This window comes from Gallibacterium genomosp. 3 (genome assembly GCF_001678475.1).
Lineage (GTDB): Bacteria > Pseudomonadota > Gammaproteobacteria > Enterobacterales > Pasteurellaceae > Gallibacterium > Gallibacterium faecale.
On record NZ_JTJR01000050.1, the window covers coordinates 51,549 to 67,025 of the forward strand.

Consider the following 15,477-nt stretch of genomic DNA (forward strand, 5'->3'; position numbering starts at 1 on the left):
CGAAATATGCAACAAGTAACGGTAGTTAGTATTGATAGTAAACTTGAGCCAGATTATACGTTACTGATTGCAAGACAATTTAATATTCTTTCTAGGCATCAGCACGTTTTAAATTTACAACTATTTAATAAAAAAGTGGTTGCATTAGTTGAATCGTCAGTGCCTTATGGGCCACGCCAATTACGTTTATTGCATAATATTCCTAAAACTGATGAATTTCTATTTTCTACGACTCCGCTAGAAAAATTTTCTTGCGATATAGAATTTTCATTAAATCCACTGAATTTAGAATTATTGGAACTATCTTGGCAAGTTCTCATTCGTGAACAGAGAGTACCAGTAGATAGGCTGCAGATAATAACTCAACAGTATTTACGAATAGGAATAGCGAATTTGTTAGATGCATTGGCCACAAGAAGCTCGTTATATAAAGAAGTTAGTAATTTACTAGGATTAGGTTTTGGTTTGACACCAAGTGGTGATGATTTCTTGTGTGGTTTATTAATTGCATTATGTTTGCCACAAAGTCCATTTCATTCTCAAAGAAAGAACTTAGTTCAAGCTATCCTAGCAAATATACAACAAACAAACCCTATTTCTGTAGGATTTCTAAAAGATGCTTGCTTATCTCAAGTAAGCCAACCAGTTCAGCTATTTATCCATAATTTATTAAGTCCATTTTCTAGTCCTGCTGTTATACAAGGAGTCGTTAAGTTAGGACATAGAAGTGGCTATGATTTATTAAGTGGATTATTAGCTGGTTTCCCTCACTTAACTACAAAGAGAGTATATTTATGCCCTTATATAGTCGATTAAAAACAAATACTTATATTGACTCAGTAACATTAATGGCTATTTCCACTGCTGTGAATCAGCTCAATGGTGTTATTCAAGCCCAAGTTGCAATGGGTAGCCCTATGAATAAAGCTGTATTAACTGAAGCAGGTTTATTAACTAGTGAATTAAGTCATGCAACAATATCTGATTTAATGATTGCGGTAATCCTGGAAGATAGCATTGATGTAGATACAATATTTGCACAAATTGATGAATTACTAATACGGAAACCTATTCGCGATCAAAAGGATTGTGAAGAAGTCTTTCATACAATTAGTGCTGCCGCAGAGAAACATCCAGATAGTAATTTAGTTATTGTGTCTGTAAATGGTACTTATGCCACTAGAGAAGCAGAAAAAGCATTAAGGCTAAATAAACATGTTATGTTATTTTCTGATAATGTTTCTATTGAAGAAGAACTATCTTTAAAACAATTAGCTCATGATAAAGAACTTTTAATGATGGGACCAGATTGCGGAACAGCTATCATTAATGGAGTAGGTTTGGGCTTTGCGAATAAAGTACGTCAAGGCAATATTGGTATTGTTGCTGCGTCAGGGACAGGAGCTCAAGAAATATCAGTAAGAATTCATGAGTTTGGTGGGGGCGTTTCCCAATTAATCGGAACAGGTGGTCGAGATCTCTCCGAGGATATTGGCGGAATAATGATGCTAGATGGTTTAAAATTACTTGCTGAAGATCCCCATACATCAGTTATTGTAATTGTTTCTAAACCACCAGCACCATCAGTTGCAGAAAAAATTCTAACTACTTGCCAACAAATAAGCAAACCAATTTTTATTTGGTTTTTAGGTTATCAAAGTCAACAAACTATATATCCAAATATTGAAATATTTTCTCATAGTAAACCAACAGCTATGAAAGCAGTAATTGCATCGGGTATTTCAGAAGAAAGTATTGATAAACATGCTCTTAACTGGCCATTAATAGCAGAAGTAAGGAAAAAACTATCACCAGAACAAAAATATATTAGAGGGCTATTTTGTGGTGGTACCTTGTGTGATGAAGCATTATTTTCTGCATTAGAAAAGCATGGTGAGGTTTATTCAAATATTCACCCAAATCCACTTTATAAGATATCTGCAAAAGATATATCAAAAGGTCATACATTTATTGATTTTGGTGATGATGAGTTTACACAGGGTAAGGCTCATCCAATGATTGATCCTAGCTATCGTATAGAGCGTATCTTACAAGAAGGTAGAGATCCTGAGGTTGGTGTTCTATTACTAGATTTTGTAGTTGGTTTCGGCGCCAATTCTGATCCAGTTAGTGAAACATTGAAAGCTTTAGTTCAAGTGAAGCAAGAAGCGCAATCTGTAGGGCGACATTTAGAGATTTTGGCGTATGTTCTAGGTACAGATTTAGATTGTCCTACTGTAAATAGTCAGGTAGAGCTTTTAGAACAGGCTGGTATAACTATTGCCTCTAGTTCAACTAATGCAGGGTTGTTAGCTAGAGAATTTGTCGTGAAAGGAGAATAGAGTATGACTCATTTATTTGAACAACCTTTAAGTATTATTAATGTTGGGTTACGCCAATTTGCAGAAGATCTAGTTAGTCAGCAAGTTGAAGTGTGTCAATTAGATTGGAAACCAGCTGGTAACGGGAATGCAGCATTAATTGAAGCATTAAGTTATTTAGAACAGGTCGAAATTACAGAAAAAATTGAGCAAGCAAACCAAGAAGCATTCCAACGAATTACCCAAGCACAACCTATATTAACGGGGTATGGACAAGCAAAAGATGTTATTCCAGGCATGAAAGAGAAAATGTTATTACATGCTGGACCACCTATTGATTGGGATAGAATGAATGGACCAATGAAAGGAGCAATCACTGGTGCTATTGTATTTGAAGGGTGGGCTAGAAACCTACAAGAGGCTGAAGAATTAGCTGCAAGTGGTGAGATTATTTTTTCACCTTGTCATGAACACCAAGCAGTTGGCTCAATGACAGGAATAACCAGCCCTTCTATGTATGTTCATATTGTAGAAAATAAGACTCACGGCAATATCGCTTTTACTAATTTATCTGAACAATTAGCGAAAATATTAAGAATGGGGGCTAATGATAAAAGCGTGATTGATCGTTTAAATTGGATGAGAGATGTTTTTGGGCCTATGCTTGCTCAGGCGATGTCTTATTGTGAGGAAGGGATTGATTTACGTTTAATGCTTTCACAAGCACTTCATATGGGGGATGAATGTCATAATCGTAATGTGGCAGGTACGGTATTACTGATTCAAAAGCTAACACCTTATATTTTAGAAACAGATTTTAGTAATAAAGATAAGCAAGATGTATTTAAATTTGTTGCTTCATCGGATTATTTTTCTGGACCAACTTGGATGGTTTGTTGTAAGGCTGCTTTAGATGCAGCGCAAGGTATTCCGTATTCTACCGTTCTTACGACTATGGCAAGAAATGGTACAGATTTCGGTATTAGAGTTTCTGGGTTACCAAATCAGTGGTTTACTGGACCAGCACAACAAGTTATAGGACCTATGTTTGCTGGCTATAAACCAGAAGATTCTGGGCTAGATGTAGGAGATTCAGCAATTACAGAAACTTATGGAATTGGCGGTTTTGCTATGGCTGCTGCACCTGCAATTGTTTCCTTAGTTGGTGGTACAGTAAGTGATGCCATAAATTACAGTAAAACAATGAATCAAATTACTGTAGGAAATAATCCTAATATTACTATTCCTGCATTAAATTTTATGGGCATACCGACAGGGATTGATATTCGTAAGGTTATTGAAAGTAATATCTTGCCAGTTATTAATACTGCTATTGCACATAAAGAGGCTGGTATTGGAATGATTGGCGCAGGGATTGTCAACCCACCAATAGAAGCCTTTAATAAAGCAATATTGGCTTTTACTGATAAATATGCAAAAAGATAAAGGAGCAGAAAATGAAAACACAATTTTGGAAAAAAGGTGACTGGGCTGCTTTCTTTGGTCTTTTTAGTAATAATTTAACTAATTTGCTAACAATGATTGCTTTATTAACAATTGTTGTAGGGATTCCTTCTGAAGTAGTATTTGGAAGAGTAGTCCCTGCATTCGGATTAGCTGTTCTTTGTGCGAGTATTTGCTATGTAATTTTTGCAAAAATATTAGCAAAACAATCTGGTAGGGATGATGTGGTTGCCTTACCATCAGGACCTAGTGCTCCTTCAATTTTTACCGTAACTTTTTTAGTACTATTGCCAGTATATCAGCAAACACAAGATTATGAGCTAGCGTTAAGTATTGGTGTGGTTTGGGGCTTCGTAGAAGGTTTTATTCTTTTTATTGGATCTTTTATGGGGGATCTATTAAGACGAGCCGTGCCTAGGACTGTATTATTATCTTGTTTAGCTGGATTAGGATTATTGCTATTAGCAATGAACCCTATGCTGCAAGCCTTTCATACTCCAGTAGTTTCTTTTGTTGTCCTTGTATTAATTTTTATTAATTGGTTTGGACGATCGCCGATTTTCAAGCATATACCAACAGGACTCCTCCTGCTTATTGTAGGAACAATTTTAGCTTGGGTATTTGGATTACAGGATGCAGGAAAAATTGGAGAGGCTTTACATAGCGCAGGATTTAACCCACCACAATTACATATTAGTAATTTTCTTGAAGGTCTTACAGTGGCGGCACCTTATCTTGCTTCCGCAGTACCATTAGCTTTAGCAAACTATGTATTTGATCTTGAAAATATAGAAAGTGCTCATGCAGCGGGTGATCCTTACCCGACTCGCCGAGTAATGATTGCAAACGGATGTTCAACAATGTTTGGTGCTTTAATGGGAAATCCATTCCCAGTTACGGTTTATGTTGGACATACCGCTTATAAGGAAATGGGGGCAGGTATAGGTTATACACTTGGTACAGGTATTGTAATGTTTTTAGTATGTTTACTTGGCTTAGGTGGTTTCTTACTCTCCTTAATTCCAATGGCTGCGATTGCACCAATCTTGATTTTTATCGGTATTGTTACTGCAAATCAAGTTGTTAGAGAAACGCCTAAACTTGAAGTGCCAGTAATTTTTGTCTGCTTATTTCCATGGATTGGTGCTTGGGCTTTAACTACTGTAGGGAATACGCTGAAAAGCGCAGGAACAAATGCAGGAAAATTAGGTTGGGATATTTTAGAAAAAAATGGTGTAGATTTTACAGGATTATTTCATTTAGGTAGTGGTGCACCATTATCTTCATTGTTATGGGGATGTATAGCAATTTTCGCAATTACAAACCAACCTAAGAAAGGTGCTATTAGTGCTGCATTAGCTTCTGTTTTAGCATTCTTTGGCATTATTCATCAAGCAAAACCTGTTATTGGTGGCGATTCTCCAATAATGTTTGTCATTGCTTATTTAATGGTAATGGTTTTATTTTTATTAAAATATTGGTTAGATCGAAATAAATCAACAGAAGTCACTTCCTAAGATAAAAATTATTAATAGTCTGAGAATAATTTCTCAGACTATTTAACTTCAAAAAGGTTAAATAGTCTTTTTGTCTATAAAGCATATTCATTTTATAAATAGAGGAAATAACATGAAGCCTACAATAGTTATTGCTTTAGGCGGGAACGCTTTATTAAAGCGAGGACAAGTAATGTCATATGATAATCAATTAGAAAATATTCGTCTTGTTGCTGATTCAATTAGTAAGTTAGTGGATAAGTATAGAATTGCGATTGTACATGGTAATGGACCACAAGTTGGGTTGTTAGCTCAGCAAAATGATGTTTATGTTGATGTTCCAGCTTATCCTTTAAGTTGTTTAGTGGCAGAAACTCAAGGTATGATTTCTACAATGTTAATACAAGAGTTACGTAAGCTAGTAAAACTCCCGATTACTTCAATTATTACGCATGTTGAAGTGAATTCTAGTGATGAAGCTTTTTTAGAGCCAAATAAATTTATTGGTAGTGTCTATGGCAAAGAAGAAGCAGAGAAGTTAGCTAAGAAATACCATTGGCAAATTAAACAAGATGGTAACTATTATCGCCGTGTTGTAGCTTCTCCAAAGCCGTTATCTATTCAGGAAAATAGTATTATTAGGTCAGCATTGAATCAGAATAATATTGTTATTTGTTGTGGTGGTGGCGGTATTCCAGTATCTAAGCAAAATGGGCAGTTATTAAATATTGATTGTGTCATTGACAAAGATGCTTCAGCTTCGCTATTAGCTAAAGAGATTCAAGCAGAGTATTTTTTAATTTTAACTGATGGCGATGGTATTTATTTAAATTGGGGAAAAAATAATCAGCGTAAGTTAGATAAAGTTTCGGTAGATGAGTTATTAACATATAAATTTGATAAGGGGTCTATGCAACCGAAAGTAGATGCCATCGTTGATTATGTTCGTAATATGAATAACGGAATAGGAATTATTGCTGATATTAACTTTGTATCGGAGGCATTAGAAAATAAAGCTGGGACAAGAGTAATTAAATAGTAGGGTATAAAAATGCCTCAATATTTTGAGGCATTATATGAAAGATAAAAATATTTTAGCTAATTATAGGTTTACCATTTAAAAAGCCTTGTCTTTTTTCAGGTAAACGAGCTACTGCTTCGGCACTACAACTTGCAGCAACCAGAGTAAATGTCGCTTTATCTCCAACCTTAGGCCAAGCAAGATTTCCTTGATCATCAAGAGGCGTTACTCCTGCGGTGGCAATAGATAAAGCACGAGATAACCCAAATTCATCTGTTTGTCGATATAGTTGAGCCCATAGGCGTGCTTTTTCTAACATATCACCACTGCCTAAAGGAGACCACCAGTCAAGAATACTATCTGTTCCAGACATTAATTTGACCCCAGCAGATTGAAATGTAGGTAATGGCATCATGGAATTACCGAAAGGGAGCGTTGAAGCTAAACTTATTTTGTATTCAGCCATTTTTTCAGCCAAATGTTTAACTTCATCATTACTCATACCCATAAATGCAAATGCGTGGCTTAGAGTGAGTTTCCCATGAAGCTCTTTTTCTTTAGCGACATAGTTAATCATATACTTGATAGCTTCACCACCACTTGGGTTTGCTTCATGTAAGTGAATATCTATCCCTTTACCACTATCTAGTGCAATAGCAAACATAGTATCTAAGGATTTTTTCATATCATTATCAACTTTAGTTGGATCAAGACCACCTACATAGTGAGCACCTAATCTCATAGCTTCCCTCATTAATTTCTCACTATTTGAGCGTAATAAGCCATGTTGAGGGAAAGCAACAATTTCACATTCCAGATTATATTTATTTTGATCTAATGCTTGTTCTAAATGTTCAAGGCTTTTTAGTTGGCTTGTTGGTTCTATGTTACAGTGGCTACGAGCAATCACAGTGCCTTTACGATTAAGTAGAGATATCATTTCGCCTGTTCGCTCAATAGATGTTTCTAAAAGTTCAGGTAAGATTTTCTGTTCATAAGCTATTATGTCCTGAATATTCCATCCTTTTCTAGATATTGTACGCCAAGGTAGCCCATACCAACTCTTATCTAAATGAATATGTAAATCTTGTAATGGCGGAAGTATGAGTAAACTTTCTCCATCTATAATAGGGAGTGAGTTAGGGTTTTCTCCTTGTTGAAGAATATTTTTAATTATCCCATCTTTTATATGTAGGGCGATATGTTTTGTTTGAGTAGCAATAACCTGATCATTATGATAAATAAAATTGGTTTCTAATAAGATATTATCCAATATATATTCATTATGGATTTGTGAAGCAGTTTTTTTACTAGAAATTGATGGCTGCTGAGCTAAAGTTGGTATTGAAATTGCAGCAGCTGTAAGGGCGGTAGTACTGATAAATTTACGGCGAGATATATTGTGATTCATATTGGTTCTCCTATTGAGTAAGAAAGGTAGATCTAAGAAAATCAGATATCTTAGATACTGTCTATAGTAAATGAATTTTGGGTTAGATTGGATTGAAAAGATTGCTATGATTTATTCTATATTTTTGAATTAATTCTAAATTTGTATAATAAATTATATAGTTATAGTTATAGTTAAGAGAGCTTGAATATAGATCTGTAATAAAGATAGTGAGATTAAAAAAGGAGATGTGCAGTAATGTCATATGTTTTTACCCCACCACCAGTTGCTGCAATTCCAGTGATTGAGAGTGAAGATTTATTTGCAGTACGCCGAATTTATTGTGTTGGACGTAATTATGCAGCACATGCAAGAGAAATGGGACACGATCCAGATCGTGAACCGCCTTTTTTCTTCTGTAAACCGGCTGATGCGATTAGACCTGTCAAACCAGGCAAAACCTATGCTTTTCCTTACCCAACAATTACTCAGAATTTGCACTATGAGGGAGAATTAGTGGCGGTAATTGGTAAAGCTGGCAGCAATATTCCAGTAGAAACAGCATTAGAACATGTTTGGGGATATGCAGTTGGGTTAGATATGACACGTCGTGATTTACAAAATCAAATGAAAGAGATGGGGCGTCCTTGGGAAATTGGTAAAGCGTTTGATGGTTCTGCACCAATTGGACCAATCTACCCTGTAAGTAAAGTAGGACATATTACTTCTGGTGCAATTTGGCTCACGGTGAATAATGTGGAAAAACAACATAGTGATATTAGTGATTTGATTTGGTCGGTTGCAGAAACAATAGCCCATTTATCAACATTATTTGCATTAGAACCGGGGGATCTTATTTTTACAGGAACACCTGAAGGAGTAAGTAAAGTTGTGCCGGGTGATAAAATTCGATTAGGTATTGATAAGTTGGGTGAATTAGATATTAAAATTGTTTAGTCATTAAAACCGAGCGTTGCTCGGTTTTATCTATAAATATTTAATCTAAAGGGTAATTTCCAATTTTTCATAAGCCCGATTGGCTTTTTCTCGAGCTTTTTCAGTATTTTCTGCGCTGGCTAATAAAACGCCTAAACGACGGTGGCCATTCACTTCACCTTTACCAAATAAGCGTAAGCCTGTATCTGGTTCAGCTAATACATTTTCTAAATTGCCAAAACTGACTTGTGTTGATTTCCCTTCTACGACAATCGCTTTAGAAGCACTTGGTGCTAGCAATTTAATTTGCGGGATTGGTAAACCAAGAATAGCTCGCGCATGTAATGCAAATTCAGAAAGATCTTGAGAGATTAACGTTACCATACCTGTATCATGTGGGCGTGGAGAGACTTCATTAAAAATGACATCATCACCACATACAAACATTTCTACACCAAAAATACCATAGCCCCCTAATGCGCCAGTAATTTTCTCTGCAATTTGTTGTGCTTTTTGTAAAGCAACTTCACTCATTGCTTGTGGTTGCCATGATTCTCGATAATCACCATCAATTTGAACATGACCAATCGGAGCAAGGAAAGACGTTCCACCACGATGACGAACAGTTAAGAGGGTGATTTCATAATCAAAGCGGACAAAGCCTTCAACGATAACGCGTCCGCCTCCAGCACGACCGCCCTCTTGAGCATATTTCCAAGCGTGTTCTAAATCATTTTCCGTTTTTAATACACTCTGACCATGTCCAGATGAACTCATAATTGGTTTCACTACACAAGGTAGCCCAATTTCACTAACAGCTTGTTTAAAATCGGCAAAATTATCTACAAAGTGAAATGGTGAAGTTGGTAGTGAAAGTTCTTCAGCAGCAAGGCGGCGAATACCCTCACGATTCATTGTGAGTTTCACCGCTTTTGCGGTCGGAATAACAGTAAAACCTTGTTGTTCTAAAGCGACTAAGGTATCTGTCGCAATGGCTTCAACTTCGGGTACGATATAATCGGGCTTTTCTTTTTCGATAAGAGATTTTAGTGCATCACCGTCCAACATAGAAATTGTGTAAGCACGATGAGCAACTTGTTGTGCAGGCGCATTGTCATAACGATCGACTGCAATTACTTCAACGCCTAAACGTTGTAATTCAATAACGACTTCTTTTCCTAATTCACCTGAGCCTAACATCATTACTTTGGTTGCCGTTGGTGTAAGTGGTGTACCCAATGTTGTCATAGATAAGTTTTCCTCTGTTGTGTGCAAATAAAAAAGCCAAGTATAAACTTGGCTTTCGAATTATTGATTTAAGAAACTTTCATCAAGAAGCAGCTCTTGGTTATTGTTGATGCCAATGCCTTGCTCTAAAACTTTTTTCGCGGCAAGTTGTGCATCTGCTAATGAATGTTCGGTATAAGTACCGCATTGATATTCATTTAATTCTGGAATTTGTTTTTCACTTTCCACTTTTAACACATCTTGCATTGCTTTTTCCCAAGCAACAACAACTTGTTGTTCAGTTGGTGAACCAATAAGGCTCATATAAAAGCCAGTACGGCATCCCATTGGAGAAATATCGATAATTTCAACATTATCACTGTTTAGGTGATCACGCATAAAACCCGCAAATAGATGTTCAAGAGTATGAATACCTTTTGGAGAGATGTTGTCTTTATTTGGTTTGCAGAAACGTAAATCGAAAACAGTAATTTGGTCGCCTTTTGGTGTTTGCATAGTTTTAGCAACACGCACAGCTGGCGCTTGCATTTTTATATGGTCAACTTTAAAACTGTCTAATAACGGCATAACAAAAATCCTTATTTTTTATAAATTTTAATTGAACTTTTTCAAAATCGCTTGGTCTTATAAGCTGCAACATAATGGTTGTTTAAATTAGTTCCTTAGGTTATTGCCGCTCAACAGAGCGGCTTTTTTTATTTTAAAGTCTGATAGTAATACTTGTATAGTGCTTTCTTGCTTAAAAGTTAAAGCAACGCTTTTATGGCAAGATAGACTTTTATTTATCTGTCAGATCTAACACGATTTTCCCTTGGGTACGACCACTTTCAAGAGTACGATGTGCTTGTTGAATTTGTGAAATTGGGAACACTTGTGCAATTTGTAATTGCAAACGGTGATCTGCTAGATAGCCTAACATTGTTGCTAGATCATCACGATTTGGTATAGCTAACATTTTTTCAACTAATAAATGTTGTTCTGCGCCAGCTTGTTGTAGTAATGGCACATGAATCGTTGGAATACAAATTACACGCCCACCCGTTTTTACCATTTTAAGTGCGGCAACACCGCTATCACCACCCACAAGATCAATGAACAGATCTGCCTGTAAATCAGGATAGTGTTCTGGATGATGATAATCAAAGCATTGCATTGCACCTAATTTTAATGCAGCTTGATTTTTAGCAGGAGAACAAATTACAGATATTTTTACCTGATGTTGAGCTAATAGTTGTAATAATAAATGACCAACACCACCTAATGGTGCAGAAACTAAAATATGTTGCCTTGCTTGTAAGTTAGCCTGTTTTACAATTTGATAAGCTGTAATTGCTGCGGTTGGCATTGCGCCTGCTTCAGTTAACGAAACGGATTCCGGTACTTTCGTTACTAAATCAGCATTCACAGCAACATAGCGAGCATAACAACCACCTTCAAAGGTTAAAGCTGCAACACGATCCCCAACTTGGAAACCACTATTTTTACCAGCTTTGGCAACAATACCAGCAACATCGAAACCTAATACAGCTGGAAATTGAGATTTGAATTTTTCTGCTCCCCAACCTAAACCTTTACGTGTTTTAAAATCAACGGGGTTAATTCCAGCAAAATGATTTTCGATCAGAACTTGCTGTTCTGAAATGGCGGGCATAGGTAATTCTGGTTGGAATACCAGTATATCGGCTTCACCAAATTCGCTAATAGTTGCACCATAATTGCGCATAAGCACCTCCTGTTTAATAAAATAATTGTTGTTTTACTTGTTCAGCAGCTTCTACACCGAGTAACTCACTCACAATAGTTAATGCAAAATCAAACGCAGCACCTGGACCTCGACCTGTGATAAATGGCGCATCAACTACTGCAGGGGTATGGTGATAATGAACTTGATTGTCGGTAAAAATCTGACGCATCGTTGGATAACAAACCGCATTTTTATCGGTTAATAAGCCTAATTTTGCTAATGAGGTTGGTGCGGCACAAATTGCGGCAATACGTTTATTCTCTGCGATAAATTGTTGATATATTGAGTTTAATTTGCTGTATTTACTGTCAAGACTTTCATGTCCACCTGGTAAAAAGAGCATATCGTAATGGTTCAAATCTGTTTGTTGTAATAAGCGATCTGTAACCACTTTAACGTTATGGGCTGAAGTCACAATTTCTGTATTATCTAGAGAGATTAAATCGACTTGTAACCCAACACGTCTAAATACATCAGTAGGTACTAATGCTTCTGCTTCTTCAAAACCTTGAGCTAAAAGTAATGCGATTTTTAGTGTCATAAGCTTTCTCCTTTTTTAGTTAAATGGATCACATTATACGCTTTTTTATTGAAAATTTTTGTGATCGGCGTATGATGCAACACCTTGTTTTTAGGTTGGGTTCCCTCACCCCAAATGATGTTAATGTAATAAAAAGGACTACAAAATGATTTCAGCACAAACGCTATTTAGCGATCGTGAAAAACGTCGCGCACTAATTTTATTAACTTTTTTCCATATTTTTATCATTGCAATTAGCAATTACCTGGTTCAAATTCCATTTACTATTGATTTATCATGGCTAGATTTTAGTTTTCATAGTACTTGGGGAACACTAACTTTTCCATTTATCTTTTTAGCGACTGATTTAACAGTACGAGTTTTTGGTGCAAAAGAAGCTCGTTGGATTATCTTTTGGGTGATGTTGCCTGCATTAGTAGTAAGTTATGTGATTTCAACGCTTTTTTCCGATACGCAATATCAAGGGTTATCCGCATTAGCAACTTTTAATATGTTTGTATTTCGTATTTCCTTTGCGAGTTTTTCCGCTTATGTGCTAGGACAACTGCTGGATGTATTAGTCTTTAATCGATTAAGACAGCTAAAAACTTGGTGGATTGCACCAACAAGCTCAATGGTGTTTGGGAGCTTATGTGATACCTTCGCGTTCTTTGCGATTGCTTTTTATCAAAGTAGTGATCCCTTTATGGCAGCGAATTGGGTTGAAATTGGTTTTGTAGATTATTTATTTAAACTATTGATTGGACTATTATTTTTTGTACCAATTTATGGTGTTGTATTAAATGCAATTATGCGCAAGTTAGCATTATTAAGTCTTGCGCAAACAGCAGAAATGCAAAGTTAAGTTTCGTTTGCAATATAAATATCAAAACGATGATTTTTCGTTTTTTGGCTGAAATGAGGGGCTTTATCAGCCAAATAATTGGCATAATTGGGACGTTTCACTACTACTCGATGTGCCAATTTTAATGCGATCTCAAGTAAGGCATCTGCATCTAAATCAGCACCAACCAAAGATTGAAATACTCTCATCTCTTTTTTTACTAAAGCACTTTTATTTTTATGTGGAAACATAGGATCTAAATAAACAACATCAAATCTATCTGTTGTAGGATCTAATTCTGCGATAGTTTTTATTGGTAGTAATTGCATTCGTTGCCGCATAAACTCACCAATTTCTTCATCTTGATAGGCGCGTTGTAAGCCATCTTCTAATAATGCAGCTACAACGGGATGACGCTCAACGAGGCTTACTTGACAGCCAATAGCGGCTAATACAAATGCATCTCTGCCTAAGCCTGCCGTTGCGTCAAGAACATGAGGAAGTTTACCTTTTTTGATACCAACAGCTTTGGCAACAGCTTCCCCTCGACCACCACCAAATTTACGGCGATGTGCCATCGTACCTTGTACAAAATCAACCGCAATAGCACCTAATTTGGGTTCATCAGTTTTACGTAATTCTAGTTGTTGTTCAGTCAAAACTAATGCAAATAATGCCTGTTGATGGTGAGAGAATTGCCATTTATCAATTAATTGTTGAAATTTTTCGGATTGTTGGCTTTCATTAATTAATTGAATTTCCATTATTTCCTCACAAGATAAACACCACTTTCAATATGGTGGGTATAAGGGAATTGATCGAAAAGCGCTGCTTTTTCAATTTGATGGGTTTGTGAGAGTGTCGCTAAATTTTGCACTAATGTTTCTGGGTTGCATGAAATATAGAGAATATTCTCGTAGTGTTGCACCATATTTAATGTTGCTGGATCAAGTCCAGCACGCGGTGGATCAACAAAAATGGTTTGGCATTGATACTGTTTTAAATCAATCCCTTTTAAGCGATTAAATTCACGTACACCTTGCAATGCTTGGGTAAATTCTTCCGCAGACATTCGGATAATTTGTAAATTATCGACTTGATTAGCTGCAATATTAAATTGTGCTGCATGAACGGAAGGTTTAGCTATTTCTGTTGCAAGCACTTGATTAAAATTTTGTGCTAAAGCAACAGAAAAATTTCCGTTACCACAATAGAGTTCTAATAAATCACCTTGTGCATTTTTAGTACAATCTAAAGCCCATTGAATCATTTTACAATTCACGCCCGCATTAGGTTGGGTGAAGCTGTTTTCAACTTGGCGATAGATATAATTCTTGTCATTGATAGGAAGTACTTCATCAATAAAATCTTGATCTAAACAGATTTTCTGCTTATTGGCACGACCAATAATTTGCACATCAAAGTTTAATTGTTGTAGTTTTTGTTTAAGGGTTTTTGCAGCACTAATCCAGTCATCATTAAGTGTTTTGTGATAGAGCAAGCTAACAATAATTTTATTACTTAATGTACTGAGATAATCAATCTGAAATAGTTTATAGCGTAATAATTCTTGTTGTTTTAATAAGGGTAATAGCTCACTCATCATGCGATTGATTAATTGGCTCGCAATGGGGAAAGTATCAATGCGCTGACGTTGTTTGGTTTGAGGATCAAACATAATATGGAACAATTCGTCTTGTTCATGCCAAACTCGAAATTCGGCACGCATCCGATAATGTTTTTTCTCAGATGGGAAGATTGCAATTTGACCATCAAAAAAAGGTTTAAATAATTGAGATAAATAATTTTTTTTCTTTTCTAATTGAGTGGAGTATTGTAAGTCAGAGAAATCAGTTTGCATAATTTTCTTGGTTGCACAAAATAATTGCGGGATTCTAACATAAAAATCTAATAGGATAAAAAAATAGAGAAATTTTAAGATGAAGTAATTTATTCAGTAAGTTTGATTTACTTCACTATTCTGAAAAATAAATATAAAAAGGCTTGAAAAGAGAATTTGATGGCATTATGTTCTTAAACAAGAACAGGATTTTTTCTTGGCTGGAAACAGCTTTTATACAATGAGAGGTAAATGTTATGACCCTAAATATTACTAGTAAACAAATGGATATTACCCCTGCAATTCGTTCTCATATTGAGGAACGCTTAGCGAAATTAGGCAAATGGCAAACCCAATTAATTAATCCTCATTTTATTTTACAAAAACTACCAAAAGGATTTGGGGTGGAAGCAATGATAGGAACTCCGTTCGGAGATCTAGTCGCAAAAGCAGAACATGAAGATATGTATTGTGCAATTAATGATGTACAAGAAAAATTAGAGCGCCAACTTAATAAATTACAACATAAAGGAGAAGCAAGACGAGCTAGTGAACGTCTAAAAGATTCTTTTAATTAGTTTTATCGTTGAAGTTTAAGGTCTAGCAATTTGCTAGACTTTTTGGTATAGTAGAAAAATGGTTGCTAAAAAAGT

The 15,477-nt window shown here is 35.9% G+C and carries 15 protein-coding genes; 8 read left to right on the forward strand and 7 right to left on the reverse strand.

Annotation, left to right across the window (positions count from 1 at the left end; all coding sequences use genetic code 11):
• Window positions 1-6: 6 nt before the first annotated feature.
• The 5 genes from QV06_RS11145 (at window position 7) to QV06_RS11165 (ending at window position 6,320) form a co-directional block, all read left to right on the forward strand.
• On the forward strand, window positions 7-816 hold the full coding sequence (locus QV06_RS11145; RefSeq protein ID WP_065238204.1) for a DUF2877 domain-containing protein: 810 nt from the start codon (window positions 7-9) through the stop codon (window positions 814-816).
• Window positions 795-2,342, forward strand: coding sequence for an acyl-CoA synthetase FdrA (gene fdrA, locus QV06_RS11150; protein ID WP_065238205.1), 1,548 nt, complete (start codon window positions 795-797; stop codon window positions 2,340-2,342). The genes QV06_RS11145 and fdrA overlap by 22 nt, the downstream gene beginning before the upstream one ends.
• Before the next feature lie 3 nt (window positions 2,343-2,345).
• A complete protein-coding gene (locus QV06_RS11155) occupies window positions 2,346-3,767 on the forward strand; it encodes a DUF1116 domain-containing protein (RefSeq protein ID WP_065238206.1) in 1,422 nt (473 codons plus the stop codon).
• Between the two features lie 11 nt (window positions 3,768-3,778).
• A complete protein-coding gene (locus tag QV06_RS11160; protein WP_065238207.1) occupies window positions 3,779-5,302 on the forward strand; it encodes a xanthine permease in 1,524 nt (507 codons plus the stop codon).
• A 112-nt stretch (window positions 5,303-5,414) separates the two neighbouring features.
• On the forward strand, window positions 5,415-6,320 hold the full coding sequence (locus tag QV06_RS11165; protein WP_065238208.1) for a carbamate kinase: 906 nt from the start codon (window positions 5,415-5,417) through the stop codon (window positions 6,318-6,320).
• Window positions 6,321-6,375: 55 nt separating this feature from the next.
• Here the strand turns inward: QV06_RS11165 and QV06_RS11170 are convergent, their stop codons facing one another.
• Window positions 6,376-7,713, reverse strand: coding sequence for an amidohydrolase (locus QV06_RS11170; protein ID WP_065238209.1), 1,338 nt, complete (start codon window positions 7,711-7,713; stop codon window positions 6,376-6,378).
• Window positions 7,714-7,950: 237 nt separating this feature from the next.
• Between QV06_RS11170 and QV06_RS11175 the strand changes: the two genes are divergently transcribed.
• Window positions 7,951-8,649: a fumarylacetoacetate hydrolase family protein gene (locus tag QV06_RS11175; protein ID WP_065238210.1), complete on the forward strand. Its 699-nt coding sequence runs from the start codon at window positions 7,951-7,953 to the stop codon at window positions 8,647-8,649.
• A gap of 45 nt (window positions 8,650-8,694) precedes the next feature.
• Here the strand turns inward: QV06_RS11175 and purT are convergent, their stop codons facing one another.
• From purT to QV06_RS11195, 4 genes are all read right to left on the reverse strand, one after another.
• Window positions 8,695-9,876: a formate-dependent phosphoribosylglycinamide formyltransferase gene (gene purT, locus QV06_RS11180; protein WP_065238211.1), complete on the reverse strand. Its 1,182-nt coding sequence runs from the start codon at window positions 9,874-9,876 to the stop codon at window positions 8,695-8,697.
• A gap of 60 nt (window positions 9,877-9,936) precedes the next feature.
• On the reverse strand, window positions 9,937-10,443 hold the full coding sequence (gene luxS / locus QV06_RS11185; protein ID WP_065238212.1) for an S-ribosylhomocysteine lyase: 507 nt from the start codon (window positions 10,441-10,443) through the stop codon (window positions 9,937-9,939).
• 211 nt (window positions 10,444-10,654) lie between these two features.
• A complete protein-coding gene (locus QV06_RS11190) occupies window positions 10,655-11,599 on the reverse strand; it encodes an NADP-dependent oxidoreductase (RefSeq protein WP_065238213.1) in 945 nt (314 codons plus the stop codon).
• Window positions 11,600-11,612: 13 nt separating this feature from the next.
• A complete protein-coding gene (locus QV06_RS11195; RefSeq protein WP_065238214.1) occupies window positions 11,613-12,161 on the reverse strand; it encodes a DJ-1 family glyoxalase III in 549 nt (182 codons plus the stop codon).
• 145 nt (window positions 12,162-12,306) lie between these two features.
• Here QV06_RS11195 and QV06_RS11200 point away from each other — a divergent pair, with 145 nt between their 5' ends.
• Window positions 12,307-13,005: a 7-cyano-7-deazaguanine/7-aminomethyl-7-deazaguanine transporter gene (locus QV06_RS11200; RefSeq protein ID WP_065235284.1), complete on the forward strand. Its 699-nt coding sequence runs from the start codon at window positions 12,307-12,309 to the stop codon at window positions 13,003-13,005.
• Here QV06_RS11200 and QV06_RS11205 read toward each other — a convergent pair.
• Together QV06_RS11205 and trmA are read right to left on the reverse strand one after the other, a co-directional pair.
• A complete protein-coding gene (locus QV06_RS11205) occupies window positions 13,002-13,748 on the reverse strand; it encodes a class I SAM-dependent methyltransferase (RefSeq protein ID WP_065238215.1) in 747 nt (248 codons plus the stop codon). The genes QV06_RS11200 and QV06_RS11205 overlap by 4 nt on opposite strands.
• Entirely contained in the window at window positions 13,748-14,845 is a 1,098-nt protein-coding gene (gene trmA, locus QV06_RS11210) for a tRNA (uridine(54)-C5)-methyltransferase TrmA (protein WP_065238216.1), read from the reverse strand. The genes QV06_RS11205 and trmA overlap by 1 nt, the downstream gene beginning before the upstream one ends.
• Window positions 14,846-15,081: 236 nt before the next feature.
• Here trmA and raiA point away from each other — a divergent pair, with 236 nt between their 5' ends.
• A complete protein-coding gene (gene raiA / locus QV06_RS11215; RefSeq protein WP_065235281.1) occupies window positions 15,082-15,402 on the forward strand; it encodes a ribosome-associated translation inhibitor RaiA in 321 nt (106 codons plus the stop codon).
• The last annotated feature ends 75 nt before the right edge of the window (window positions 15,403-15,477 follow it).